General features: G+C 45.2%; 29 protein-coding genes. 5 read left to right on the top strand and 24 right to left on the bottom strand.

All coding sequences use genetic code 11. From position 1 onward, the window contains the following. Nucleotides 1-75 precede the first annotated feature (75 nt). The 10 genes from BTJ40_RS22085 to BTJ40_RS00235 all read right to left on the bottom strand — a co-directional run bounded on the left by BTJ40_RS22085 (nucleotide 76) and on the right by BTJ40_RS00235 (nucleotide 7,145). The gene (locus BTJ40_RS22085; RefSeq protein ID WP_157953835.1) at nucleotides 76-243 is read right to left on the bottom strand and encodes a hypothetical protein; all 168 of its coding nucleotides are present in this window, start codon (nucleotides 241-243) and stop codon (nucleotides 76-78) included. A gap of 2 nt (nucleotides 244-245) precedes the next feature. Further along, the gene (locus BTJ40_RS00275) at nucleotides 246-425 is read right to left on the bottom strand and encodes a hypothetical protein (RefSeq protein ID WP_108731241.1); all 180 of its coding nucleotides are present in this window, start codon (nucleotides 423-425) and stop codon (nucleotides 246-248) included. A 12-nt stretch (nucleotides 426-437) separates the two neighbouring features. Then, nucleotides 438-674 carry a hypothetical protein gene (locus BTJ40_RS00270; protein WP_108731240.1) on the bottom strand — a complete coding sequence of 79 codons (237 nt, stop codon included), beginning with the start codon at nucleotides 672-674 and terminating at the stop codon, nucleotides 438-440. Nucleotides 675-758: 84 nt separating this feature from the next. Continuing rightward, nucleotides 759-1,955, bottom strand: coding sequence for a dipeptidase (locus BTJ40_RS00265; RefSeq protein WP_108731239.1), 1,197 nt, complete (start codon nucleotides 1,953-1,955; stop codon nucleotides 759-761). Between the two features lie 206 nt (nucleotides 1,956-2,161). Further along, on the bottom strand, nucleotides 2,162-2,953 hold the full coding sequence (locus BTJ40_RS00260) for a CPBP family intramembrane glutamic endopeptidase (RefSeq protein ID WP_108731238.1): 792 nt from the start codon (nucleotides 2,951-2,953) through the stop codon (nucleotides 2,162-2,164). 54 nt (nucleotides 2,954-3,007) lie between these two features. Beyond that, the gene (locus BTJ40_RS00255) at nucleotides 3,008-3,694 is read right to left on the bottom strand and encodes an SCO family protein (RefSeq protein ID WP_238152095.1); all 687 of its coding nucleotides are present in this window, start codon (nucleotides 3,692-3,694) and stop codon (nucleotides 3,008-3,010) included. Between the two features lie 7 nt (nucleotides 3,695-3,701). Next, entirely contained in the window at nucleotides 3,702-4,595 is an 894-nt protein-coding gene (gene cyoE / locus BTJ40_RS00250; protein WP_108731237.1) for a heme o synthase, read from the bottom strand. 34 nt (nucleotides 4,596-4,629) lie between these two features. Then, the gene (locus BTJ40_RS00245) at nucleotides 4,630-5,718 is read right to left on the bottom strand and encodes a heme A synthase (protein WP_238152094.1); all 1,089 of its coding nucleotides are present in this window, start codon (nucleotides 5,716-5,718) and stop codon (nucleotides 4,630-4,632) included. A 25-nt stretch (nucleotides 5,719-5,743) separates the two neighbouring features. Next, nucleotides 5,744-6,382 (bottom strand): hypothetical protein, encoded by a 639-nt coding sequence (locus BTJ40_RS00240; RefSeq protein WP_108731235.1) that lies wholly within the window; start codon nucleotides 6,380-6,382, stop codon nucleotides 5,744-5,746. After that, nucleotides 6,369-7,145, bottom strand: coding sequence for an SURF1 family protein (locus BTJ40_RS00235; protein ID WP_108731234.1), 777 nt, complete (start codon nucleotides 7,143-7,145; stop codon nucleotides 6,369-6,371). The genes BTJ40_RS00240 and BTJ40_RS00235 overlap by 14 nt, the downstream gene beginning before the upstream one ends. A 32-nt stretch (nucleotides 7,146-7,177) precedes the next feature. Here BTJ40_RS00235 and BTJ40_RS00230 point away from each other — a divergent pair, with 32 nt between their 5' ends. Continuing rightward, nucleotides 7,178-7,402, top strand: coding sequence for a DUF2909 domain-containing protein (locus BTJ40_RS00230; protein ID WP_108735105.1), 225 nt, complete (start codon nucleotides 7,178-7,180; stop codon nucleotides 7,400-7,402). 52 nt (nucleotides 7,403-7,454) lie between these two features. On the opposite strand, the gene BTJ40_RS00225 is transcribed toward BTJ40_RS00230, so the two are convergent. From BTJ40_RS00225 to coxB, 4 genes are read right to left on the bottom strand one after another with little or no spacing between them, the layout of a single operon-like run. Next, entirely contained in the window at nucleotides 7,455-8,345 is an 891-nt protein-coding gene (locus BTJ40_RS00225; RefSeq protein WP_108731233.1) for a cytochrome c oxidase subunit 3, read from the bottom strand. A gap of 4 nt (nucleotides 8,346-8,349) precedes the next feature. Beyond that, nucleotides 8,350-8,922 (bottom strand): cytochrome c oxidase assembly protein, encoded by a 573-nt coding sequence (locus tag BTJ40_RS00220; RefSeq protein WP_108731232.1) that lies wholly within the window; start codon nucleotides 8,920-8,922, stop codon nucleotides 8,350-8,352. A gap of 3 nt (nucleotides 8,923-8,925) precedes the next feature. Next, nucleotides 8,926-10,476, bottom strand: a complete 1,551-nt coding sequence (gene ctaD, locus BTJ40_RS00215; protein WP_108731231.1) for a cytochrome c oxidase subunit I — start codon at nucleotides 10,474-10,476, stop codon at nucleotides 8,926-8,928. Nucleotides 10,477-10,496: 20 nt separating this feature from the next. Continuing rightward, nucleotides 10,497-11,642, bottom strand: coding sequence for a cytochrome c oxidase subunit II (coxB, locus tag BTJ40_RS00210; RefSeq protein WP_108731230.1), 1,146 nt, complete (start codon nucleotides 11,640-11,642; stop codon nucleotides 10,497-10,499). 939 nt (nucleotides 11,643-12,581) lie between these two features. Between coxB and BTJ40_RS00205 the strand changes: the two genes are divergently transcribed. Further along, nucleotides 12,582-13,898 (top strand): MATE family efflux transporter, encoded by a 1,317-nt coding sequence (locus BTJ40_RS00205; protein ID WP_369974265.1) that lies wholly within the window; start codon nucleotides 12,582-12,584, stop codon nucleotides 13,896-13,898. A gap of 210 nt (nucleotides 13,899-14,108) precedes the next feature. Here BTJ40_RS00205 and BTJ40_RS00200 read toward each other — a convergent pair whose 3' ends face one another. Genes BTJ40_RS00200 through BTJ40_RS00190 form a run of 3 tightly spaced genes read right to left on the bottom strand, consistent with a single transcriptional unit; the run spans nucleotide 14,109 to nucleotide 17,298 of the window. Then, nucleotides 14,109-14,939 (bottom strand): hypothetical protein, encoded by an 831-nt coding sequence (locus BTJ40_RS00200; protein WP_108731229.1) that lies wholly within the window; start codon nucleotides 14,937-14,939, stop codon nucleotides 14,109-14,111. Beyond that, the gene (locus tag BTJ40_RS00195; protein ID WP_238152093.1) at nucleotides 14,936-15,214 is read right to left on the bottom strand and encodes a YheV family putative zinc ribbon protein; all 279 of its coding nucleotides are present in this window, start codon (nucleotides 15,212-15,214) and stop codon (nucleotides 14,936-14,938) included. The genes BTJ40_RS00200 and BTJ40_RS00195 overlap by 4 nt, the downstream gene beginning before the upstream one ends. 35 nt (nucleotides 15,215-15,249) lie before the next feature. After that, nucleotides 15,250-17,298: a M3 family metallopeptidase gene (locus BTJ40_RS00190; RefSeq protein ID WP_108731228.1), complete on the bottom strand. Its 2,049-nt coding sequence runs from the start codon at nucleotides 17,296-17,298 to the stop codon at nucleotides 15,250-15,252. A gap of 65 nt (nucleotides 17,299-17,363) precedes the next feature. Here BTJ40_RS00190 and BTJ40_RS00185 point away from each other — a divergent pair, with 65 nt between their 5' ends. From BTJ40_RS00185 to BTJ40_RS00175, 3 genes are all read left to right on the top strand, one after another. Continuing rightward, nucleotides 17,364-17,918 carry a gamma carbonic anhydrase family protein gene (locus tag BTJ40_RS00185; protein WP_108731227.1) on the top strand — a complete coding sequence of 185 codons (555 nt, stop codon included), beginning with the start codon at nucleotides 17,364-17,366 and terminating at the stop codon, nucleotides 17,916-17,918. Nucleotides 17,919-17,937: 19 nt separating this feature from the next. Continuing rightward, entirely contained in the window at nucleotides 17,938-18,852 is a 915-nt protein-coding gene (locus BTJ40_RS00180; protein ID WP_108731226.1) for a LysR family transcriptional regulator, read from the top strand. Nucleotides 18,853-18,937: 85 nt separating this feature from the next. Further along, on the top strand, nucleotides 18,938-19,456 hold the full coding sequence (locus BTJ40_RS00175) for a hypothetical protein (protein WP_108731225.1): 519 nt from the start codon (nucleotides 18,938-18,940) through the stop codon (nucleotides 19,454-19,456). Nucleotides 19,457-19,488: 32 nt separating this feature from the next. Here the strand turns inward: BTJ40_RS00175 and BTJ40_RS00170 are convergent, their stop codons facing one another. The 7 genes from BTJ40_RS00170 to BTJ40_RS00140 all read right to left on the bottom strand — a co-directional run bounded on the left by BTJ40_RS00170 (nucleotide 19,489) and on the right by BTJ40_RS00140 (nucleotide 24,246). Beyond that, nucleotides 19,489-19,890 (bottom strand): hypothetical protein, encoded by a 402-nt coding sequence (locus BTJ40_RS00170; protein ID WP_108731224.1) that lies wholly within the window; start codon nucleotides 19,888-19,890, stop codon nucleotides 19,489-19,491. Nucleotides 19,891-19,905: 15 nt separating this feature from the next. Further along, nucleotides 19,906-20,739 (bottom strand): shikimate dehydrogenase, encoded by an 834-nt coding sequence (aroE, locus tag BTJ40_RS00165; RefSeq protein ID WP_108731223.1) that lies wholly within the window; start codon nucleotides 20,737-20,739, stop codon nucleotides 19,906-19,908. After that, nucleotides 20,736-21,185 (bottom strand): hypothetical protein, encoded by a 450-nt coding sequence (locus tag BTJ40_RS00160; RefSeq protein WP_108731222.1) that lies wholly within the window; start codon nucleotides 21,183-21,185, stop codon nucleotides 20,736-20,738. Before BTJ40_RS00160 ends, aroE begins: the two co-directional genes overlap by 4 nt. A 30-nt stretch (nucleotides 21,186-21,215) precedes the next feature. After that, nucleotides 21,216-22,121, bottom strand: a complete 906-nt coding sequence (gene hemF / locus BTJ40_RS00155; RefSeq protein WP_108731221.1) for an oxygen-dependent coproporphyrinogen oxidase — start codon at nucleotides 22,119-22,121, stop codon at nucleotides 21,216-21,218. A gap of 28 nt (nucleotides 22,122-22,149) precedes the next feature. After that, nucleotides 22,150-22,716: an L-threonylcarbamoyladenylate synthase gene (locus BTJ40_RS00150; RefSeq protein ID WP_108731220.1), complete on the bottom strand. Its 567-nt coding sequence runs from the start codon at nucleotides 22,714-22,716 to the stop codon at nucleotides 22,150-22,152. Nucleotides 22,717-22,729: 13 nt separating this feature from the next. Next, nucleotides 22,730-22,861, bottom strand: a complete 132-nt coding sequence (locus BTJ40_RS22880; protein WP_255422795.1) for a hypothetical protein — start codon at nucleotides 22,859-22,861, stop codon at nucleotides 22,730-22,732. 167 nt (nucleotides 22,862-23,028) lie between these two features. Further along, a complete protein-coding gene (locus BTJ40_RS00140) occupies nucleotides 23,029-24,246 on the bottom strand; it encodes a transglutaminase domain-containing protein (protein ID WP_108731219.1) in 1,218 nt (405 codons plus the stop codon). Nucleotides 24,247-24,279 lie beyond the last annotated feature (33 nt).

Genomic DNA, 24,279 nt, shown 5'->3' with positions numbered 1-24,279 from the left:
CGCACCAAAAAAGGGGAAGCTTTATGCTTTCCCTTTATTATTTCCCATCACCCTATTTGTTTCAGCCTCTAGCCATTAATCCTCTATGTTCTGCCCGGCCCTCTTAGCTGCTGCCTCCAGGGAAATACGCTGTTTAGTCATTTCCTGTCCCGCCTTTCGAAACTCACGGATTCCCAATAGGATACCGAGCAATTCAAACAGCGAAACCGCCACACCAATAAATAATAGATAAACCTCTGGCACGGCTAGTTCCTTCGGGCTAACAATGCAGTCACTTTAAAATAGATACCCAGAGTTAGCACGGTAGGAACCCAGAGAGCGGTAAAGATGCCCTGCTCTTTGTAACCGCTGAACCACAAACCGGCAGACAATACCAATGAGACTAAAACTGCCAGTAAGATAAAGAAATCTGACGCCTTCAACACCTAGCATATCCTCTAATCTTCGTCGAACTCCCAGAATCCTATAGCAGCCATCAGTAACCCAAGCACAGTGAAGGCTGCGGGAATCCGCAATCCCAATACACCAAAAACATCCAACATCGAGGGGATAAAAGTAATAAAACCCAATATTCCCCACATAAAGAACACACCGGTAATTGACAATCCAGTCCAACCCACTATCAATCGCACTTTCTTAGATCGAAAATAACTGGCCAAAATAACTTTCTGCATTAATCGTTCAAAACAAACGAACTTTGTCTGCTCGAATGTTATTGACAGGATAGTGCAGGCTCAGCTAGTTAGAAGAATGGGGCTCTATCCTTTATTACGCTTGGCGTAATCCTCGTTAGCTTGCCAAACTCTGACTAAATTTCCGCCCAGGATTTTTTTAATATCCTCTTTGCTATAGCCACGTTCCAGTAACCCTTTAACTAAGTTAGGGTAGTCAGAGACATCTTTTAAACCAGTTGGCAGGCTGTCGCCAACACCATCAAAATCAGATCCGACACCAATATGGTCAACGCCCACTAAATCGCGAATATGATCAAAATGATTGAGAACATCTTCTAAATCCGCATAGATAAACTTTTCCCTGGCTAGTTTATCGGTATAGTCTTCTACTTCTTTGCTCTCCTTTGAAAAACCCTTTTCCTGTGCGAATTTATCGACCAGTTCACTTATTTCACGATAGGAATTCAGCGACTCTCCACTGATAAAAGTAGAACCAAAATTCACCATAATAATACCGCCATTATCAGCCAGTGCTTTTATCATTTCATCATTCATATTTCGCTCAAAGCCCGGCGTAAAATGTCTCACAGAAGAGTGTGAAGCAATAACCGGCAATGCAGACAAATCAACGACTTGCCAAAAAGCCGCATCTGATACGTGGGAGATATCAATCATGATGCCCATTCGGTTCATCTCTCGTACTAATCGCTTGCCGAAAGCACTCAATCCTTCCCAAGGCCTATTTTCATCATATGAAGAATCGGATATATGATTACTCTTAGAATGAGTTAATGTAATGTACTTTACCCCTCTTTCGGAAAAATGCTTTAAGTTGGCTAAGTCCCCCTCGATAGGAGCTCCATTTTCTATGCCCAAAGGTAAGGAGATTAGTCCAGTATCAACTTGCTGTAGCAGGTCATCTAATGACTTGGGGATTGCAAATTTATCTGGATGCCTTTTGACCATTGCCTCTACTTTATCAATCAATGAATCGGCATAAGACTTGGCAACACCTTTAGCCTCCTTCTCAGCTGGGACATAAATAGACATAAAAGGTGCATTTAACCCTCCCTCTCTAGCTCTGGGAAAATCGAAATCTCCTTTCTCTGTCCTGATTCCAACGTCTTCCTCTCTTTGTGTGAGACGATATGGAAGATCCACATGTCCATCAACGATTAAATACTCCTGAACAAGTTTCTGTGCCAAATCTTTTTGTTCACTCGCAAACACAGAGCTGCAAGATAATATATATAAAGCCCCAATCAATAAATATCCTTTCAACTAACCATCTCCCTGTTTTTATCAATAAACGCTTAGTAAGCTGTATTTTAATATTTAGTAAGAGCTGAAATCATTAAATACATTACTTTTACTTTTGAAGCTACAAAGATCTTATTATTGTCTCTCTTGTCACTATAGAGTGGCTGAATCTTAAGGGTATTAATAGATCATTAACCACAAAATAACCTTACCTGTTTGTACACGATTTATCCGGGCAATGGATAAGGAAGTAATAGCATATGCAAAAGGTTTACTCCCCAATGGGCCATAACACAAATCCAAAAATTCTGCCGCAATGACCAAAGCAACGCATAACAAATGGAGGCCACAACTAATAAAATAACTGCGGATAAATCTGTAGACCATCCTCCATGCACAAGCACAAAAACTGTAGCCACAATAGGTATAGACAGCCATCGCCATTGTCCTAAAAGCTGTTCAGTGCCTCGCTGTAATATCCATCGAAAAAACCCTTCTTCAGAAATGCAAACAATTAATAAATTAATTATTGCAGCAATGGCAATGGTGCCAGAAAGTTTTAGTGAAGGTGTATACAAAAATAATCCGAATACAACCGGCGTTAATATTGCCAGCAAAAGAAAAGGCAGATCTGTTAAACGGAAGGTTTGTTTCATACGCAGCATAAAAGCTAACAAAGCAATTGCAATAACTGCTTTACCGCTGTTTATACTGGCATAGATCAAGTTACCACTTGAATCAGAGTATGCAGGAAGCACCTGTATACGCTCGCTACCAGGGAGCATGTTGAGTCCCGACACCAACATCAATAGAGTTACAGACAAAAAGGATAGTGCTCTTAACCAACCACCAGTGGACTCTATCAAGCGCAGAAAAATCCAGATTAATGGCGCTATCAGGCCACTCCAGCCAAATGGAATGACACAGAGAGATAGCAAGAGAGGTGCAGCCCAAGGGCTGACTCTACTAGAAGTTGCCTGATCTCCATTTTTCTCTAACTCGGCAACTTCATTTTGCATAAGCTGTTCCAGAATAGATATATATTAGATAACTAAGTTCACCCAACTCCGTCACTAACCATTGAATGTTGCTCTTATAGAACGGTAAGTTAGCTTCATTTTTGCGGGGTCAAGAGGAGCTTTAAAGAAAGCATGATAATGCCCTCTCGGATTGATCAATACAACTTGTGAACCATGGTCGATTGTGTAACCACCCTCAGCAAGCATTACCTTATTGAAAGGCACATTAAGCTGAGTAGCAAATTTTTTCAGCTCAAAAAAATCACCGGTGATACCGCGGAAATCGGGATTAAAATAACGAACATATTGTCCCAGCTGCTCCGGTTTGTCTCTGCCTGGATCAACCGATACCAGTACAATATCTGTATTTTCTCTGGTATTGATATCCAATGTTTTATAGAAACTGTTAAGTGTAGACAGGGTTGTCGGACAAATATCCGGACAGTGAGTAAACCCAAAAAATACTAAAGTCCACCTTCCTCTAAAATCTTTGGTATAGAAGTCTCTACTATCATCAGACAATAATTGTATATCCTCAATAATCCTTGGCCTCTGAAGTTTCACGGTACCATTAATTCTCAATTCCGCATCAGTAATAATACGAGGCTGCCCAAGCTTATGAATAAATCCTGCAAGCACAGCAAGAATTAATAAAAGAAGAAAAAAAACAGTTACTTTTATTCCACGCTTTTGTCTATTGATCGTGGAATGGCTATCTATTTCTACAGATTGATTTTCCACTTCGTCCTCACACAGAAATTAAGTAGTGATCTAACAGCATGATACAGAATAAAGCCATTAAATAGATGATCGAATATTTGAAGGTCTCCATTCCCGCATTAGGATTTTTCCCAAGAAGCATGACAAAGCTCCAATAAACAAACCCAATTCCAAGCACTACAGCGCCCAGCAGATATAACCATCCGAACATTGCCGTAGCAAAAGGCAATAAACTGACTGCCAGTAAAATAAAGGTATATAAAACTATATTGAGGTTGGTATAGGGAATCCCATGAGTTACAGGCAACATAGGTACATCTGCTCGCGCATACTCTTCTTTTCTATGTACCGCAAGGGCCCAAAAATGCGGAGGCGTCCAGGCAAAAATAATCAGCACCAACAGCAAGGCATGCCCGTCAACCTCACCAGTGACTGCCGTCCAACCCAACAATGGTGGAGCGGCACCTGCAAGCCCACCAATAACAATGTTCTGTGGTGTAGCCCGCTTGAGAAACATGGTATAAATCACAGCATAGCCAAGAAGAGATATTAATGTCAGCCAGGCAGTCAAGGCATTGACAAAAAGCAATAAAATTAACATCCCTGTCACACCCAGCATCAAAGCAAAAACCACTGCTTTCGCAGGTTCCACTCTGCCTTTTGCAATAGGGCGATTACTAGTGCGGGCCATTTTCGTATCAATATGACGATCAACTAGATGATTTACTGCGGCTGCACTCCCGGCACAAAAGGCAATACCTAAATTGCCAAATAGCAAAATATCTAGCGGAACCATTCCAGGAACAGATAAAAACATACCTATAACGGAGGTTAGCAGCATTAGCATAACTACTCGCGGCTTAGTTAACTCATAGTAGTCCCGCAATTGAATTTGACGCATTTCCACAGAATTTATGGCCATAGTCACACCTATTTTTCTTTTATAAGCTTACGACTTAATTGACATTTGAAACGGTAGATAAGCTACCATCCTGCCCCACTACACCAAGTTTTACATCCTGTTGACTTACATTTACCATTTTTAATGTATATATTCGATAACTAAAAGTTATTAAGCTAAGAAGCAGAAAGGCTGCACCAGCATTATGTGCGACGGCTATTCCTAACGGCAAATGCATAACTACATTAGCAATTCCTAAAGTGACTTGGAGTATAAGAGCACCTGAAAGCCATAATGACCAACCTCTCAATCCCACTCGCCAGGTAAAAACCGCAAGTATAATTACCATTATTGATGCTATCAGTGCACCCACTCGATGGGCGAGATGTATAGCTGTGCGGGCATCGCTCTCAAGCACACCACCCAAATAATTTGGTCCAATTTTTTGAGCGATATTAAAACCTTCACTAAAGTTTGCTTCCGGCCACCACTCGTTATGACAGGTTGGAAAGTCTGGGCAGGCTAAAGCCGCATAATTGGAGCTTGTCCAGCCGCCGAGGCCAATTTGTATTATCACTATTGCAACTGCAACTAAAGTAAACGGTCTCAAGCGCCTTACAGTAGGTAAATATTTTTCACGTAACCGTATAGTTTTTTGGCCTAACCTTTCACAGAGAATCCATATCATAGACAAGGTTGCCATTCCACCAATCAGGTGAGCGGTAACAACCTGCGGCCATAACTTTAAAGTTACGGTCCACATACCAAATGCGGCTTGTAATATAATAATTACCAAAAGAATATGCGTTTGTTTAAAGGTTGGGGATTGCCGCTCCCTCCAGGCAAGACAAGTGAGTAATACAACGAATAAAAGTAAAGTTCCCGCAAAATAGCGATGGACCATTTCTGGCCAGGTTTTACTAACATCTACCGGTGAATCGGGGAATATCATGTTAGCTCTATTAATCTCCTTTGCATCGTTTGGCCAAGTGAGATGGCCATAGCACCCAGGCCAGTCTGGACAACCTAAACCAGCATCCACCAGTCTGGTAAAAGCACCTAATACAACAACTACAACAGCTAAGATGCAGGCAGTCCAGGCAATGATTTGTCGCCAGTTTTTAATATTTTCTTGATTAGACATTACTGAAAATTTCCGCATGCTAATGTTATTGCTCGTAGGAGTACTTCAATAATCTTTTTATATCTTTAAGCAATTGGTTGCCGCTATGCTGCCGATCATAGGCCATCATAGCGAAGCCCTCCTGATCCACGAGCAAAGCTTTTGTTGAAGTCACGCTATCGTGATCAGTTTTCTCTATCAGTTGTTTGAAGTTCTCACCATCCAAATTCACTATTTTCAATTTTGGGTGCTGAATTTGTATTTGTTCTTGACGCTTTTCATCCAAGCTATCACTGACTACCAAAAGACGTTCAACCCGATGGGCCTTTTCACCCAGACGAATATGAACTTGTCTGCTTATATAAAGCAGATCTTCACAATCTTTGCCGCAATCACTATCACTTATAATAAGGTAACGCCATTTGGACTCGGCCTCAGATACAAGCGAAAATTGTTGTCCTTGCTGAGTAATTTTTATTTCAGCTATGTCAAAAGGCGGTTGTAGCAACTCTCCTTGGTTAATTGTGTTTTTGGGAACACCTAAACCCGTATAGTAAACGACATATGCTGCTGTGATAGGAAGTACAACTGATGCTAATATGGAGAGACCTTGTACAAATCGATTTCCTGATTTTATTTTTTTCAGGTTTTTCGCGGCCAAAATAGATTGGCTATTTAATTTCATTTTGAAACTCCTTTTCTTTACTGCTACATACTCTACAGCGCAACCAGACAACAATGTTAGTTGCTGAATAGATCCACAAAAGGCATACAGCAATTGACATAGAGAACCATTGAAATGCATAAGCACGGTGTTTCTCAGGATTGCTATTAAAAAAAATCCAGTCAGTAACTAAAGCAGTATCTGAATCAGCAAATAATCGAATTAACCAGCTCTTATTTATTACTCCTATAGATTCAGTGAAGTTCACATCTACTCGCTGAATTCTATTTTTAAACAGAGGGTCTAAAGTAGAGTTATCCACCGGCTCATCATTAATGGGGTATAAGTATCCTTGTAGTGACCTTATACCACGATAAGGTTCTATTGCAGGCAATATTTTTCTGTTCCCACCGCCAGGAATCCAGCCTCGGTTGATAAGCCAGTCAGAACTTTCCGTTGAAAACACTTGTAACACTTCGTAACCAACCAAACCATTTCTAGTCCTATTATCTAAAAAATATAACTTTTCCTGGTAAATTCCTTCTAAGGTTACGGATGTATATTCTTGATAAGAAGAGAGATTTGATATTTTCTGCGGTTGTGTAGAAAGCCTGTTTTCTACTCTTGTCTTAAGCAGTACTTTTTGTTTAGCCCTATCCAGCTGCCACACACCCAAAAAGATAAAAAGGATAGATATACCCACGGAAAATATCGTGATGGGCCAATTGCGAATCAGTGGTAAACTGATACCTTTCGCAGAGGCTGATGGAGTTTCTACTATCATGCGCAACTACATAAATAATGGAAAATAATAAAATGTGGCTGAAGATTGTTATTCTTGTCTTATTCCTATCCGTACTTGCCAGTCTTTCAAGTGCGCTTTTTTTTCTATTGAGAGATATGGGTACACCTCAATCCAAGCGAACGCTTTACGCTTTGGGCATAAGGATATTGCTTGCAACACTCTTACTCCTTGCTATCTGGTACGGCTTTGAAAGTGGCATTTTGTCAAAAACCGCACCTTGGGCCGATAAATATTAATGAAGTAGAAGCTTTCTGATGATTCTAGCCTCACCAGAAAGCCCTATCTGTATCAGGCACCAAGCACATAAACAAAAATAAATAGTCCAACCCAAACTACATCAACGAAGTGCCAATACCAACTCGCAGCTTCGAAGCCAAAGTGGTCATCGGGTCTGAAATGATTCGCTATTACCGACCTGAGTAACATGATTATTAACATTATTGTGCCGAGCGTTACATGAGCTCCATGAAATCCCGTCAACATAAAGAATGTTGTTCCATAGATTCCAGATTCAAGTGTCAGGCCGAGATGTTGATAGGCTTCGTAATACTCTTTCGCCTGAAGAAATATAAACATTACGCCTAGAAACACAGTAATCGTTAATAAAATATTAAAATTATTTCTTTGGTTCTTTTTCAGAAATACGTGTGCAAAATGGATTGTGACACTAGAAGTCAGAAGAATAATCGTATTCCACAACGGTAAGTGCCACGGGTCAATCACATCCTTCGGACCCATAAATTTTGCAGTATCACCATGTGCAGCAGCATCGGGAGTTACATACAGAGGCCAACTACTTTCAAACCCTTCCCAAAGCATATTGGAAATTCCTCTATCCCCTTCCCCCCCCAACCAGGGTACCGAAAAATTTCTTATGTAATAGAGGGCCCCAAAGAAAGCAGCAAAAAACATCACCTCAGAGAATATAAACCATCCCATTCCCCAGACATATGATCGTTTCAATTGATCACTATTCAGACCAGCCATATTTTCTTTAATTACTGCAGCAAACCAGAACCACAATACTGCGGCCATGGCAAAGGCGCCGGTAAAGAAAATGTATGGACTTCCTCCATTAATCCAATTGGCAGCTCCAAAAGCTATTAAAAACAATCCAATCGTTGCAAATATTGGCAGCCTTGATTGCTCAGGCACGTAATAACTGCTTTCACTAGCCATATTTTTATCCCTCTCGCTCGGGGTCGATCTGATTTTTATCAGTTTTATTGGCAAATCTTTCCGTCACATCGAACAAAGTATAGGAAAGGGTTACAGTGTTTACATTTGCGGGAAGATCTGGATCCACAATAAAACGTAGTGGTAATTCCGCACTTTCTCCCGCTTTTAATTCCTGTTGGTTAAAACAAAAGCATTCAGTTTTATGAAAATACTCGGCGGCTTTAAATGGAACCATGCTGGGAATTGCCTGACCCACCATATCTTTTGAAGTATTATTTTCGGCAAGAAATACGGTATCCTTGATTTCTCCCGGATGAACTTTCATAGATATTACACTGGGCCTAAATCTCCAGGGCATATTCTCATTATTGCTCGCTATAAACTGAACTGTGACTATTCGACTCTTGTCAACTACTGCAGGTACCGCCTCATAACGCCCACCAGTCTTTCCATTTAATCCAGTAATCTCACAGAAGGCATCATAGATAGGGGGCATAATAAATATTGCAAATACCAGCATGCTGACTGCAACAGCCAGCAGCTTGATAGATACCCTGGCATTTGCTCCAATTTTCATAAGTTAACGCACTACCGGCGGTGTGCTGAAAGTATGGTAAGGAGCAGGAGATGGCACGGTCCACTCCAGGCCTTCTGGATTGTCCCAGACCTGATCGGATGCTTTTTTACCCCCCATCACCGTTCGCACAACATTAAAAAGAAATACGATCTGTGCCGCTCCAAAGAGAAATGCGCCTATACTGGATATCTGGTTAAAGTCGGCAAATTGAAGCGCATAATCTGGTATTCGACGTGGCATGCCAGCGAGACCAACAAAATGCATTGGGAAGAAGGTTACATTCAAGCCAATAAATGCAAGCCAGAAATGGACCTTACCCATGGTTTCGCTATACATATGACCAGTCCACTTAGGTAGCCAATAGTAAACTCCAGCTGTAATGGAGAAGATAGCTCCAGGAACCAGTACATAATGGAAATGTGCTACGACAAAATAAGTGTCATGATATTGGAAGTCTGCCGGTGCAATCGCCAGCATCAATCCCGAGAATCCACCTATTGCGAAAAGAATGATGAACGCAATAGCAAATAACATTGGAGTTTCAAACGTCATGGATCCCCGGAACATGGTGGAAACCCAATTGAAGATTTTTACACCTGTTGGTACAGCAATCAGCATAGTGGCGTACATAAAAAATAATTCACCGGCAATCGGCATGCCCACCGTGAACATGTGGTGAGCCCACACGATAAAGCTCAAAAACGCAATCGCCGCTGTGGCGTAAACCATGGAGCTATACCCAAATAGGGGCTTGCGCGTGAAGGTGGGAATAATTGCTGAGATGATGCCGAATGCGGGCAAAATCATGATGTAAACTTCAGGGTGACCAAAGAACCAGAATACATGCTGGAACAACACTGGATCGCCACCACCAGCTGCGCTGAAGAAACTCGTACCAAAATGTATATCCATCAACATCATGGTTACCACACCAGCTAACACCGGCATTACAGCAATCAAGAGATAGGCGGTAATTAACCATGTCCATACGAACAGGGGCATTTTCATCAAAGTCATACCCGGAGCACGCATATTCAAGATGGTAGCGATAATATTAATTGCCCCCATAATGGATGACGCACCCATAATATGAATGGCAAAGATAAAGAAAGTCACGCTGGGAGGTGCATACTCTGTTGATAATGGTGCGTAGAAAGTCCATCCAAAATTTGGTGCTCCACCTTCCATAAACAGGGTTGAAGCCAGCATTGCAAAAGCAAAGGGAAGAATCCAAAAACTCCAGTTATTCATCCTTGGCAATGCCATGTCTGGCGCACCTATCATCATTGGTATCATCCAGTTTGCCAAGCCGACAAAGGCAGGCATAACTGCACCAAACACCATGATAAGTCCGTGCATGGTAGTCATTTGATTAAAGAATTCCGGTTGCACTATTTGCAAACCAGGCTCGAATAGCTCGGCCCGAATAACTAAAGCCATACATCCACCGAGCAGAAACATTGCAAAGCTAAACCACAAATACATAGACCCTATATCTTTGTGGTTGGTCGTATAGAGCCAACGCTTTAAACCAGGCTGAGGACCATGTGCCATTCTGAATTTCCTCCGGGCGCTTACTGCTTATTCTTGAAATTGAGTATGTCAACGGGCTGAACCGTATCACCCATCTCGTTACCGAATGCATTGCGTTGATAGGTAATTACTGCAGCCAAATCAACTTCCGACAATTGTTCGCCAAAAGCCTGCATTGCTGGGTTTGCTGCTGATCCATCGATAACGATATCTAAGTGGCCATTTAGCGGGCCGGTGGCAATCTTTGAACCTGCAATAGGGGGGAAAACTCCGGGTACCCCTTGTCCATTAGGTTGATGGCAGGCTGCACAAGTGCGGTTATAGACTTTTTCACCCTGAGCGAAGAGCTCTTCGAATGTAAAAGTTTTCCCGGTAAGCTCACGCATTTTGACCGCCTCTGCAGCTCGCGAGCTCAACCAAGCATCGTACTCCTCCTGGGGCACCGCCTTTACAACTATAGGCATAAAGCCGTGGTCTTTTCCGCATAGTTCTGCGCACTGACCCCGGTATATCCCCGGTTCCTCAATACGAGTCCAGGCGTCGTTTATAAAGCCTGGAATAGCATCTTTTTTAACAGCGAGGTCTGGAACCCACCAAGCATGTATCACATCATTGGCGGTAATTAGGAAACGGATTTTTTTCTTGATAGGTACAACCAGAGGTTCATCAACCTCAAGGAGATAGTTGGAGCCTTTTGGCTGGAGGTTATCAATTTGCGCTTTAGGTGTAGACAGGCTGGAAAAAAAAGCAACATCGGAATCCCGATATTCATACTTCCACTTCCACTGGTACCCAGTGATCATGATATCAAGGTCTGCCTCCTCGGTATCATAAATGTCATAGAGTGTTTTGGTGGCTGGAATTGCCATCAAAATCAGGATGACAGTGGGTATTATGGTCCAAACCAGTTCCACTGCCGTACTTTCATGAAATTGGGCCGCTTTGTATCCCTTACTCTTGCGGTGGCGCCACATGCTATAGAACATGATACTGAACACTAGCGCACCGATGGCTACACAGATCCAAAAGATCAGCATATGCAGCTCATAAGTAGTCTGGGCGACTTCTGTCACCCCTTGGGGCATATTTACCCCCCAGCGCTCAACATCCTGTTCATCTGCTAAAACAGTTTGTACAGATAGCGAAGTAGCCAGCAAGGCGAACAGCCGATCGAAGCCTCTCAACATCGCCTATAGATCTCCGTGGTTGCGGGCCTCCCCAGGGAAACCCGTAATTTTTATTTTGGCCACTGGCCTTCACGGATAAGCGAATTTTACCTGTATCAACTGCCTAACAGGATTAATTCCACACAAAAATTGTGGACATACTGTAGTAACACAAGACTACATACACTGGTCGAGGAGACTTCCTCGCGTTACTGCCGTCAGTGCAACTTGTTATTCTTAGTAAAAGATTTTTTACTCCAGATGTCGTCGTCCGGAAAGGTACAACCAACAACCAGTTTTTCTTTATTTGTCGCAACTACTGCAGGTACAAAAGGAACACATCGACAGAAAAAAGTCAATCGGGGGCGTTTTTGAAAATAATTATCATTTTGCTGGCAAATATAAAGATCAACAAATAAATTCAATCATTTTGTTAGGATATTTTTCCATAAATAGAATGACAGGCGTTCCAAATGGGGGATAAAACGATTTGTTTGGCTAAATATGACAATTAATCGAGAAGCTGTAACATCCTCAAAAACTGACCTAAACACAGCTTTTGCCAAAGCCTGATTGCATATATGTAGATTGTGGTAACTATTAGGGCCCTGGTACCAAACTCCGACTGCCTCTCCAGAGTGGGATAGACTTTTTTCAGGCCCAAAAGCAGCGAAACAAATTACACGAATGAGTGTGGAATACTGTACCATCCGCATACATTGAATAATGAATATAGTGCCAAATGTATTGCTCTAGTTTCACTGTTGTTATTTAGCGAACAGTTGTTAAACGTAACAGGTATTGGGGTTCCCACTCAGCCAAATTGCAGAAATTATCATTCTCATACCTTTGGTAGAGTTCCGCTATTCAAGTCTGCGTTGATCCATTTTTTCAAAAATTCGACCCGTCCATTAGTGACCTTGACCTATGTCCTCTTCTATAAAATTTGAATCCCAGCCTATGTCTCGAGTCTGGGGCTTAGCTTGGCCAATGATACTGAGCAATATTTCAGTTCCCTTACTAGGAGTAGTAGACACCGCAATACTCGGCCACCTGCCCTCTTCTGAGTACCTTTCCGGTGTGGCTATAGGGGCTAGCATAATGTCGATGCTTTTATGGGCATTTGGATTTTTGCGCATGGGCACTACCGGATTGGTGGCTCGAAGTCATGATCTTGGAGTTCAGTGGCTAGTACGTGCACTGGTATTAGCCTTAGGGTTGGGAGTTGCTCTATTAATCATTGCTTTTCCTTCCATCAACTATATCGTCAAGTGGATGAATGCCAGTCCGGAAGCGCAACCCCACGCGCTGGCCTATCTGCAAATACGATTACTTTCTGCGCCCGTGGCTCTGGCAAATTTTGCCATTCTGGGGTTTTTTATCGGTCGACAAGATAGCCGCGCACCTCTCTATATTCTTTTCACTGCCAACCTACTAAATATTGCCCTCGACTTCCTATTTATTCTTGGGTTAGGCCTAGGGGCCAAAGGGGCAGCTGCGGCAACTGTACTTGCTGATATCTTTGCATTCCTCCTGGGGCTATATTTACTTACCAGGGTACATGTCAATATCTGGTCCTATATTCGCGATGAAGTTACAAAGAAGGGACTCTTGCCTTGGGTCGATTCATCTCCTTGGCTAAATCTTTTAAAAATCAATACAGACCTATTTATAAGGACCTGTCTGCTCCTATTAACACTCACTTTTTTTACTGCTCAAGGCGCAGCACAAGGTGACAATGTACTTGCTGCAAACGCCATTCTAATACAGCTACTAATGATGACGTCCTATGCTCTGGATGGATTTGCCCACGCTACCGAGGCCTTGGTGGGGGAATCTATGGCAAAAAGATCGAAAGCATTATTCAGCGCCACAGTTCGCAGTGCCGGTTTGTGGGCACTGGGAAGTGCCATCCTTATTACACTGATACTGATCACTGGCAAACCTTTGATTCTGTCACTTTTTACAGACATTAAACCAGTAATCAGACAAGCAGAGCAGGTATATTGGTGGCTATGTGCGCTGCCACTATTGGCGGTTTGGAGCTATCAATTAGATGGCGTTTTTATCGGTGCAGGGAAGAGCCGTGATATGCGTAATACCATGTTTATTGCCTCCGTTTTGGTTTTCTTTCCCGCTTGGTGGTCAACCAGAGAATGGGGCAATACAGGCATATGGTTCAGCCTATTTTTGTGGATTGGTGCACGATCTTTGGGCCTCATTATCTATTATCAATACTACACTGTAACCAATTCTTGGGTGCGTAAATTAAAGTAAAAGGCCGGGAGCTATTCAGGTTTTTTTCGATAAATAGATAGTAGCATGTAGCAACTTTAAAGTTTGAGAAGTGAATTTGCAGGTATCAGGATTGTAGTCCAGTTTAGGCCGAAAGTTATTTGTGGGTTTTTAATACAGTTAAAACTATAATCTCAGGATGGTAAATACTGAGCGGGCAGAATAATAAATAATAAAGCCCGCTCACCATTTTTAATAATTTGAAGACTGTATCTGCTTTTGCACTAAGATTTGCTTAAAGTTGGCATAAAACGGTCCCTCACCTTGAATAACAGCACCGTATAAGCCTTCAACTTTCTGTTTTAATTCCGAACTATAAAAAAATAAACTTCCGCTGCGGATGCTATAGGACTTTGGATTTTCTACCATTGTTCTATAAAAAAGCGATACCCTTTCCAGGTAAGTGTCCGCTTGCTTTTTGGAAAAATTACCTTGCTGATAATTATCTAACACTTGAGAGCTAATTGCCTGAAGAACTGACTCACGCTCTTTATCTGAAAAGCGGAAGGCCCTAAGCTGTGTGTTAATATCACGCCGCAAGTCACTCATATAACGATCTGCAGCTTCTGCCGACTCATGTAGGGCATGAATGGTTTTTTCCCGTTTCCGCAACGCACCACGATCCTTCAAGGTATATATATTGGATATTTCCTCTGCAGAGAAATCACCCAAAGGACGGAAAATTGTGACATGCTGCAAATTGCTATTTCTAGTTAACTTATCACAAATTTTTATTGCGTGTTTCCATGTCTCAAATGGCTCCCCTTCCAAAATTTCATCTGGCAATACTTTTACCGCTGCCCCCAGCCTATTTTCTTCTTCAATGTAGTAATCTGGGCGGGCTTTCCAGTCATTAGCCTGCAAACGAAATAAAGTAAGTATTCCCTGGTTAACACAGCTCGCAAGTAAATAGGCTACCTGCTCCCTTTGCCGTTCCGCATTTTTTTGATAGCGGTCAAGGCCATAAAGACCTATGATCGCCACCGCAACAAAAACCACTAGTATAAAAAATATTTTTTTCACTTTTTACGACTACTTGTGGGTTGGATAAATTTTACTGGTTCCTCGTGAACTTCATCTTCTGTATCTTTGTTAACACGAGTAGACAGTTCTGTTGGTGCTGATTGCAATCGAATTTCATCTTTAAACCCACAGGCAACACATTCCCTATAATTCTTTCCATCCTTGTGATAGTTAATGATTCTATCCATCTCGCTACAGCGGGGACACACGGCCCCTGCAATAAAGCGCTTCTTAACAATCTCACCCGATTGAGCTGAACTTTCTTTTTTCATCATGACTACTACTCAATATTTCATGATTGACGTATCAGTTACACTGGACTGATATTCAGCTCTTGCTGCTCGATGCCTGAATGACGAAGCAGAGCATCTATCTGCGGTTCTCGTCCCCTGAACTGAATAAACAACTCCAGCGCATCCCGACTCCCACCTTGTTCCAGTATACTGTGGAGAAATTTTTCTCCGGTTTCTCTGTTAAATATACCGTCATCCTCAAACAGAGAAAAAGCATCTGCAGATAGTACCTCTGCCCATTTATAGCTGTAATAGCCCGCGGCATAACCACCGGCAAATATATGGCTGAAAGCATTCTGGAAGCGGTTCTCTGCAGCGATAGGTGCAACTGCAACCTCTGCTCGTACCTTATCCAGTAAAACCTGAACTTTATCAGCGGTCAATGGTTCTTCACTGGCGTGGAGGCGAAAATCAAAGAGTGCAAACTCCAATTGACGTACTGTGAACATTGCAGATTGGAAATTTCTTGCCGCAAGCATCTTATCCAGTAATGTCTCTGGAAGGGCTTCTCCAGTTTCGAAATGTGCAGAAATCATGGAAATCGCCTGTGGTTGCCAACACCAATTTTCCAGAAATTGGCTGGGCATTTCTACCGCATCCCAGGCAACACCGTTAATGCCTGAAACCGCAGCCACATCAATCTGTGTCAGCATATGATGGAGGCCGTGTCCGAATTCATGGAACAAAGTAGTCACTTCTGTGTGAGTCAGAAGTGAGGGCATGTCTCCTGCAGCAGGGCTGAAATTACACACCAGGTAAGCTATGGGTAATTGCAGCCCGTCTGGAGTGTTACGTCGGCTACTCACCGTGTCCATCCAGGCTCCGCCACGCTTTTTCTCACGGGCAAAGGCATCCAAATAGAATCCAGCAATCTTTTCACCATCTCTTAGCAGCCAGAAAAACTGAACATCGGTATGCCAAGTGGCAACGCTGGTATCCTCTTCCACCTTGATACCGAATAGTTGCTCCACCACGGTAAAGAGACCTTCAACGACTTTGCCGTAAGGAAAATAGGGCCGCAACTCCTCTTGGCTAATGGCGTATCTCTGCTGTTTTAGCTTTTCAGACACCCAGGCAACATCCCAGGGCTGTAACTCATCAATACCGAGTTGATCTGCAGCAAACTCTTTCAGTTCAAGCATTTCCCGCTGGGCCGCGGGCCTGGCTCGCTCAGCAAGATCACGCAGAAACTCCAGGACCCGCTCGGTATCCGAAGCCATTTTGCTGGCCAGGGACAACTCCGCGTAGTTGTTCATTCCCAGTAAACTGGCCTGCTCTGCCCGCAAGGCGAGAATCGCCTCCATCACTTCGGAGTTATCGTATTCGCCACCTTGGGGACCTGTCTCGGAAGCTCGACTGACAAAAGCCAAATGGACATCCCGGCGCAACGACCTGCTCTCTGCGTGGGTCATTACTGCCAGGAAACTAGGGCCTTCCAGAGTAATCAGCCACCCATCTATCCCCTTTGCTTCAGCAGCGGCCCGCGCAGCGGCGAGTGCGGTTTGCGGAAGCCCTTGAAGCTGTGTTTTATCTTCTGTGTGCCATGTCCAGGCATTAGTTGCATCGAGAACATTGTTGGCAAATTGACTGGAAAGCTCTGCCAGACGCTGGCTATTTGCAGCAAATCTTTCTCGAGCGTCCCCTTCTAGAGCAACACCACCAAGTTCAAAATCCCGTACCCCAAGCTCCAAGGATTTCTTTCTCGCCTGCGACCAGTTCTCAAACTCTGGGGCTTGCATTAATTGGATATAGAGGTCGTAAAGTTCACGGTTCTGCGCCTGCTTTGTCCAATAGGCTGTCACTTGAGCCAAGGCGGCTTCATAGGGCGCCCGCCACGGTCCGCTGATGACGCTGTTCAAGTGGCTAACTGGGGAGAAAGCTCGATTTAACTGATCTTCAGCTTGTTCAAGGGGCACCAGTGTATTGTCCCAACTCGGTGCTTCCAATCCCTGCTTAAGGGTTTGCTCACACGTTTTAATCAGCTCGGCAATGGCGGATTCCACCTGCTCGGGCTCAAGATTATCGAAAGGCGGCAGCAGCGGGATATTCAACAGTGGATTGGACATATAAGACTCTGTGCTCGAATTAGGATAAAGCTATGATAGAGGATTCATTGTACAGGAGCTTATTTATGTCCCCACTGCGCAGCCACGATGATTCCTATGGCGAGAAGTTTCCAGAACTTGGCAACAGCGTATATATCGACCCTCAATCCGCAGTGATCGGCGACGTTACCCTTGGGGATGACTGTTCTATATGGCCCATGGCCGTTGTGCGTGGGGATATGCATAAAATCCGCATCGGCGCGAGGACCAGTGTTCAGGACGGAGCTGTTCTCCATATCACTCATGCGGGCCCGTTTAATGCCGATGGCTGGCCACTTTCCATTGGCGAAGACGTCACTATCGGCCACAAAGCCTGCTTGCACGGTTGTACCATTGGCAACCGGGTTCTTATCGGGATCGGCTCTATAGTGCTCGATGGAGCCACAATCGAAGACGACGTAGTACTGGCAGCCGGCGCACTGGTTCCACCTGGTAGAACCCTTGAGAGTGGTTTTCTTTATGTGGGAGCCCCTTGTAAAAAAGCCCGCCCCTTGTCAGATAAAGAAAAGGCTTTCTTCAAATACTCCGCAGAAAACTATGTGAAACTGAAGAATCAGTACCTCCTCAAACAACAACCATAGCTAAGGCTGGCTGTCCGATATGCTCAACCTGAATATGGATCAACTGCATATTTTTGTGCGAGCCTGTGAAGTCGGTTCTTTTTCAGCGGTAGCGCGAGAAGTGGGTCGGGCTCAGTCATCGGTGAGCAGCCAGGTTCAGAACCTCGAACTCGACCTGGGGCTGACTCTATTTAACCGGGAGGGGAAGCATCCCCGCCCTACAGCTGCCGCTTTGGCATTACTACCACTGGCGCAGCAGTCGCTTGGACAGCTGCATCGGTTTCAGCAGGCTGCAAACTCTTACCAAAGGGGGGAGGAGCCCCTGCTCAATATTCTGTTTGAAGAACTCGTTATGCCCGATCGACTCAACGATATGCTGGCTACCTTTGGCGAGCGCTTCCCCCACACGGAACTCCAGCTCGGCAGCACAACAGGGGAGGAAGCGGTCCAGAGAGTAGCGCAGGGCAAAGCGGATTTTGCCTTTGTCACCTCGAGAGACTCCTATCCCAGCTCACTAGATACGAACAATCTGGGGCAGCAGCAGGTTTTAAGCCTGGCTTGTCCTGAACATCCCCTGGCCCTGAGAAAACAATCCACTCTTAATGAGGCGGCCCAGTACCGGCAAATCACCACAGTTTCAGAGCCCCATAGATACCGCTGGCAGCTCTCTACACAAACCTGGCGAAGTGATTCTCTACTGCAAGCTCTGGATCTCGCCTGCAAAGGGGTTGGATGGGTCAATGCGCCCTACGAGCTAGCCAGGCCCTTTCTAAAAAGCGGCCGGCTGGTTGAAATCAATTTAACCGGTTCGCTCAATACCTGGAGCCTCGGTGTAGACCTGCTCTGGTCCAAGCAGACACCACAGGGGTCGGCCGCCCAATGGTTTGCTCGGGAGGCCCGGCGCCTTTACGGTAACTTTTATAGCCCACCTATCGATATTTCCGATAGAAACTAATTTTTACCTATCAGCCTTTTGCATAAGACTTGGCATTGCAGCCCGGTGGTCTGTGACTCAATCCGATTTGACCAGGAGCCAAACTATGTCCAAACAGCAACATCTCCAGGAAATGGAGGACTTCTCGCAAAAATATCGCTACGACATGGACTATCTGCGTGAGTTTCTCGAGAGTTCCCCCGAAGGCTTTGAAAAGTTCAGCAATTTCCAACCCCTGTCAATGCATCGGGAGTTTTTGCCCATTGATGTATTTTGGGTCAGCAAAATTGCAGCGATGCAGGTGGCTGACTGCGGTATGTGCCTGCAGCTAAACGTGCGCATGGCACTGGAAGCTGGCATTGAGCCCCAGCTGATCAAAGCTTGCATTCAGGGAGGCAGCAGCCTGCCTGAGCATTTGCAGGATATTTTCGATTTTTCCACGGCAGTAGCCAGCTACAAAACTATCGACCCTGTTCTCAACGAGCGTATAGATGTGCAACTGGATAAAAGACAAAGGATCGAACTCGGGGTCAGCGTGGCTACCGCTTCAGTATTCCCCACTATCAAAAGGGCAATGGGATATACCCAGCGTTGCAGCCTGGTAGAGATCGAATTTAAAAAATGATTTTACGGGCCTTGGCGATCAAGGCCTCGCTGCTATTTACCCTGCAGGCGCAACAGTGCAGATGCGCCTATGCCGCCAATGGCGCAGGCGAGAACAATAACCAGGGGCGTCATTTGCCCCAGTACCAGTGCACCGTAGTCGTAGCCTCTCTGCGGCAGAAGGTACAATAGCATCAAACCGGCCGGTACTAGAGATAATAGGAAGCCCCGTATTAACCAGGCGTTGCGCAAAGGCAGTAAAAAAAGCAGGCCGAAAACTCCCCCCCAAACTACGCGCTGATACAGGTAGGCATTACTCAGGGATGGCGCCAAATCCACCCCCAGGAACTGGGTGAAACCATACCGCCCCATAGCCCAGAGCCCCAGGGCATAGCAAAGCCCACCGAAGCACCCCACAGCAAAACAAATCGATAGGTTTCGTACAATGTCACGCACAACGCTTTCTCTCTTTTAATTATCGGTTGTTTTATTCAGGTCCCGGCGCAACTCGGCCATTACCGGAGCTGTTTCAGGGCGCACACCACGCCACAGCAAAAATGATTCAGCGGCCTGCTCTACCAACATCCCAAGACCATCAGCGCTCTCAGCACCCTGTCCACGAGCCCATTGTAAAAAGGGCGTTGGCTCAGCTGCATACATCATATCGTACGCTTTGCCATGGCCTGCGACACAGCCTTCAGGCAACGGCGGCAGCACACCGCCGAGGCTTGCGGAACTCGCATTGATAATCAGGTCGTAGCAGCCTCTCAACTCCTCCAGGCCACCTCCACTCAATTCACCCAACTGGGAAAATTCTGCCGCAAGCTGTGCCGCTTTTTCTGCAGTGCGGTTGGCAATATGTAGATGTGCAGGTTGTTTTGCAAGGATTGGAAGCAATGCGCCTCGGGCAGCCCCTCCGGCCCCCAACAGCAAGACTTTCCTGCCCTTGATCTCCCAAGCCAGGTTGGTACAAATATCGAATACCAGACCGGCCCCGTCGGTGTTATCGCCAAGAATCTTTCCACCCTCAGCCCTCATCAAGGTATTCACCGCCCCGACGGAAGCTGCCCGTTCGGTCAGGGTATCCGCCATCTCAAATGCCTGTAGCTTGAAAGGCACAGTCACATTGAGGCCGCAGCCACCCTCAGCAAAAAAAACTCGCGCGTAATCGACAAAGCCATCCAAGGGAGCGAGTTGCTTAGTGTATTCAATATCCTCGCAGGTTTGTGCGGCAAAGGCGCGCTGGATCAGGGGTGAGAGAGAGTGCTCTACTGGGTTACCCACTACCGCGTAGCGGTCGCTCATGGTTGCGCCCTCTTCCCTGCTCTTACTGCCTCGCGAATTTTGGCGCTTTCATCGACGATTATGAGGCCATCTATTTTGAGGCCATCGTCGGCTTCGGTCACTAAATAACGAGTGTGAGAGCTGTACAACTCAACTGCCTTATCCTCACCCTGTGAATGCAACAGGGTCCAGCGCAAACTCGCCAGGGTACTGTAATCATTCAGCTCTATTACCTCGGTGACAGTGCCGAGAATTTGACACACACCCAGGCGCCGATAGGCATTGAGTAATTTAACCACCTGCTGGATAAACTCATCGCGCGCTACGGCAAGCTTTACGCCATCCTCGCGATAATAATGCAAAGGGAAACGATAAAAATCAGCAATCTGTTCAATATCTCCCGTTTCAAAATGCCGTCTGTAATCCAGAAACAGGGAATTGATTCCTTCCAAGCGCGATGGGTGCACAGCAAACCTCCATTGTGACAAATTACCTGGTTATACCCAGTCTCTGTGCGGTAGAAAATCGGTATAGAGCTTCTCTTCCGCGGAGCCCGGTTCAGGTTGCCAGTCGTACTTCCAGCTCACCAGCGAGGGCAGGGACATCAGGATGGACTCCGTGCGCCCGCCACTCTGCAATCCAAAAAGGGTGCCACGATCAAAAACCAGATTGAATTCCACATAGCGACCGCGACGATAGAGCTGGAATTCACGCTCGCGCTCACTGTAAGCGATCTCTTTACGCTTCTGCACGATAGGCAGATAGGCCTCCAAGTAACTATCGCCAACGGCACGCATAAGGGCAAAAGCGTTGTCGTAGCCACCTTCATTAAAATCATCAAAAAAGAGTCCGCCAACTCCACGGGCTTCATCCCGATGCTTCAGGTAAAAATACTTGTCACACCACTGTTTGAAGTGGGGGTAAATCTCACTGCCAAACGGCTCACAGGCCTGCTTGGCAGTTTGGTGCCAATGTACGACATCTTCATGAAAGCCGTAATAGGGGGTCAGGTCATAGCCACCACCAAACCACCAGATAGGTTCAGCTCCAGGCTTTTTAGCAACAAACAAGCGTACATTTGCATGGCTGGTAGGCACGTATGGATTGCGCGGGTGAATTACCAGGGAGACCCCCATCGCCTCAAAGGAACAGCCGGCCAGTTCAGGGCGATTGGCGGTAGCCGATGGCGGAAGTCCATCCCCATAGACATGGGAGAAGTTGACGCCGCCCTTTTCGATCAGGTTGCCCTCTTCAAGCACCCGGGTTCGGCCTCCGCCACCACCGGGCCTGTCCCAGTTGTCTTCACGAAACGGCTGGCCGTCTTCTTTGCTCAGTGCATTGCAAATACGGTCTTGCAGGCCGAGTAGATAGGCCTTTACTTCCTTGGTATCGATATCACTCATAGGCGAAAACTACGTCACTGTTTTAAGATTAGGCACCCGCCCTCAGCACACGGCCGCTCTGCAGATCTCGAATTTCACTGGGGGCGCTGCGACCTCCGGTCGAGCCACCACCGACAAAGTCGAGATCGCGGCCGAAGTAGCGCAGTACCTGGTATTTATTGCGAGCGGGCTGGGACCCGGCCGGGTTTGCTGAGGTGGATACGATAGCACCGCCGAAGGCGCGTGTTAACGCAGCAGTAAAGGGGTGGTCGGTACAGCGCAGGGCCACAGATTTATGCACTCCACGGACCCAGGAGGGAATTAAGCCCCGGTGGGGTACAAGCCAGGTAACCGGGCCAGGCCAGCTGCTATCCAGCTGTTCCTTTTGCCCTTCACTGAGGTTACTGAGGAGAGGGTCAAAGTGAGTTCTGTCACCGGAGACAAGGATCAGTCCCTTCTCCAGAGGACGGTGCTTGAGCTGTAGCAGACGCCTGACAGCCTGTAGATTGCTGGGATCACAGGCCAAGCCCCACACAGATTCTGTTGGGTGGGCTATAACACCACCCGCCGCCAGTGCGCGGGCAGCCTGTTTTACGGCCAGAGGAGAGTACTTCATCGCTACGCTGGCCTTATTTCGCTTTGCGCAGTTGCAAATCTTGTTGACAAGGAATGTCGAACTTCTCCAATACACCAAAAGCAGCTTCCATTACTGGCAGATCGGGGTCGAAACCCGTTGAGATCGCTACAAAAGGCTTACTCATTTCAACTCTCTTTGCTTTCAAAGCGGGGGAAGGCGCGGCAATCTAGCGGATTGCATTGCTGGACACAAGGCATTACCTTACACCCCGTACAAGCTGCTCTAAAACAACCAACTCACTTCCAAGTTTAAGCATTTCAGCGCTTTAAATGAAGTGGTGGCGCTTATTATTCAATTCAACCACCACCAACCATCTATCACAGTCAAACGCCAGTGATCGCGGGATCTTGCCCTCTCCAGTTCGGGAATACCTAACGATTTTAGCTTCTTCCTATATTGGGCTTGGTCTTTCCCCCCCACAGATAACGCCAATGCCTTCTGAAAGCTACGCTTGTAGCCCTTAGTTCCAGACTTTAGACGCGCCATCCCCAGTAGAAAGTGAAAGCGGTGGTCTTCTTTCTTTATAGAGATCGCATCTTTAACTCTATTGGCCGCCAGCTCATACAGCTCATCTCTATAGGCCTTAAGAGCCTGCCCGTACCAGTAATAGGGGTCTTTCTTTCTATAGTCGTACAGTTTCTCTGACAGGGTATCCGCCATCTGGAAGTCTCCTTGCGCTCGGAGGACTTTTTCCAGATTGCTCAATGTAACTAAATTTTTTCTATCAAATCTCAATGCAATGGCATAAGCACTAATAGCCTGTTTCTCAAACCCAGCAGAGCGATAAATTGCCCCCATATTGTTCCAAAGGTCTGCTTCGTCCGGCGCCAACGACAGCGATTTTAGAATATAAAGAAATGCCTTTTTGAAGTCTCGATCTGCAAGAAATTCCATTGCCAAGTTACTATAAAATTTGGCAAAGGCCTCATTATCTCCGAGTATTTGTTGTCGATATTCAGGATTGTAGTCGGTAAAATTAAAATCTAATATTTGTGGCCTGTTATCAATAGTAGCAAGGACATTTATGTGCTGATAAATGAAGGTCTGCTGGTTATCTAAATATCTAAGTTCAGGAATAAAAACTTCATTAAATTTAGTATCGACCCCAATTTCACGACTCATTGCAATTACAAAAGTACTAAAGGCCATACAGTTCCCTCGCTGCTGATCAAATACTTGTGCAGCGTTGAGAGTGGCATCAGCATCGTAGAAAATTGAAAAGTTTTGGCTTTGTAACTTATGAACCAGAGCATCTAGCTTGTCCCCCTCCCTTTTCGCATTAACCGATGTCAAAAAAAGCTTCATCTCATCATTCAATTCCAAGATATCAATCTCAGGTAAATCAGCATTACTTACGGGGAAACTCAATATATACGTACCACTAAGCAACTGCTTTTCTGAAAAATCACTTGAAATAGCTAAATCTATTTTTTTAACTTGTGTTGAGCAGCCTTCTAATACTAAAAAAGACAGAAATAAAGTTATTATTATTTTTATTCGCTTTTCCATAAATATGCCTTTATTTCAAAATAAAAAAACCTA

The sequence above is a fragment of the Microbulbifer sp. A4B17 genome, from assembly GCF_003076275.1.
In the GTDB taxonomy this organism is placed as follows: domain Bacteria; phylum Pseudomonadota; class Gammaproteobacteria; order Pseudomonadales; family Cellvibrionaceae; genus Microbulbifer.
Note: the sequence above shows the minus strand (reverse complement) of the source record. Positions and strands in the feature narration are given on the sequence as shown.

What these genes read in the sequence shown, in the direction of transcription:
- BTJ40_RS00175 (WP_108731225.1), top strand. Translation starts at nt 18,938, where the DNA reads ATGTCCAAACAGCAACATCTCCAGGAAATGGAGGACTTCTCGCAAAAA.
- hemF (WP_108731221.1), bottom strand. Translation starts at nt 22,121, where the DNA reads ATGAGTGATATCGATACCAAGGAAGTAAAGGCCTATCTACTCGGCCTG.
- coxB (WP_108731230.1), bottom strand. Translation starts at nt 11,642, where the DNA reads ATGTTGAGAGGCTTCGATCGGCTGTTCGCCTTGCTGGCTACTTCGCTA.
- BTJ40_RS00270 (WP_108731240.1), bottom strand. Translation starts at nt 674, where the DNA reads ATGCAGAAAGTTATTTTGGCCAGTTATTTTCGATCTAAGAAAGTGCGA.
- BTJ40_RS00235 (WP_108731234.1), bottom strand. Translation starts at nt 7,145, where the DNA reads ATGATAGTAGAAACTCCATCAGCCTCTGCGAAAGGTATCAGTTTACCA.
- BTJ40_RS00245 (WP_238152094.1), bottom strand. Translation starts at nt 5,718, where the DNA reads ATGTCTAATCAAGAAAATATTAAAAACTGGCGACAAATCATTGCCTGG.
- BTJ40_RS00185 (WP_108731227.1), top strand. Translation starts at nt 17,364, where the DNA reads ATGTCCCCACTGCGCAGCCACGATGATTCCTATGGCGAGAAGTTTCCA.
- BTJ40_RS00225 (WP_108731233.1), bottom strand. Translation starts at nt 8,345, where the DNA reads ATGGCTAGTGAAAGCAGTTATTACGTGCCTGAGCAATCAAGGCTGCCA.
- aroE (WP_108731223.1), bottom strand. Translation starts at nt 20,739, where the DNA reads ATGAGCGACCGCTACGCGGTAGTGGGTAACCCAGTAGAGCACTCTCTC.
- BTJ40_RS00140 (WP_108731219.1), bottom strand. Translation starts at nt 24,246, where the DNA reads ATGGAAAAGCGAATAAAAATAATAATAACTTTATTTCTGTCTTTTTTA.
- BTJ40_RS00240 (WP_108731235.1), bottom strand. Translation starts at nt 6,382, where the DNA reads ATGAAATTAAATAGCCAATCTATTTTGGCCGCGAAAAACCTGAAAAAA.
- BTJ40_RS00230 (WP_108735105.1), top strand. Translation starts at nt 7,178, where the DNA reads ATGTGGCTGAAGATTGTTATTCTTGTCTTATTCCTATCCGTACTTGCC.
- BTJ40_RS00150 (WP_108731220.1), bottom strand. Translation starts at nt 22,716, where the DNA reads ATGAAGTACTCTCCTCTGGCCGTAAAACAGGCTGCCCGCGCACTGGCG.
- BTJ40_RS00220 (WP_108731232.1), bottom strand. Translation starts at nt 8,922, where the DNA reads ATGAAAATTGGAGCAAATGCCAGGGTATCTATCAAGCTGCTGGCTGTT.
- BTJ40_RS00180 (WP_108731226.1), top strand. Translation starts at nt 17,938, where the DNA reads ATGCTCAACCTGAATATGGATCAACTGCATATTTTTGTGCGAGCCTGT.
- BTJ40_RS00205 (WP_369974265.1), top strand. Translation starts at nt 12,582, where the DNA reads ATGTCTCGAGTCTGGGGCTTAGCTTGGCCAATGATACTGAGCAATATT.
- cyoE (WP_108731237.1), bottom strand. Translation starts at nt 4,595, where the DNA reads ATGGCCATAAATTCTGTGGAAATGCGTCAAATTCAATTGCGGGACTAC.
- BTJ40_RS22880 (WP_255422795.1), bottom strand. Translation starts at nt 22,861, where the DNA reads ATGAGTAAGCCTTTTGTAGCGATCTCAACGGGTTTCGACCCCGATCTG.
- ctaD (WP_108731231.1), bottom strand. Translation starts at nt 10,476, where the DNA reads ATGGCACATGGTCCTCAGCCTGGTTTAAAGCGTTGGCTCTATACGACC.
- BTJ40_RS00190 (WP_108731228.1), bottom strand. Translation starts at nt 17,298, where the DNA reads ATGTCCAATCCACTGTTGAATATCCCGCTGCTGCCGCCTTTCGATAAT.
- BTJ40_RS00195 (WP_238152093.1), bottom strand. Translation starts at nt 15,214, where the DNA reads ATGATGAAAAAAGAAAGTTCAGCTCAATCGGGTGAGATTGTTAAGAAG.
- BTJ40_RS00260 (WP_108731238.1), bottom strand. Translation starts at nt 2,953, where the DNA reads ATGCAAAATGAAGTTGCCGAGTTAGAGAAAAATGGAGATCAGGCAACT.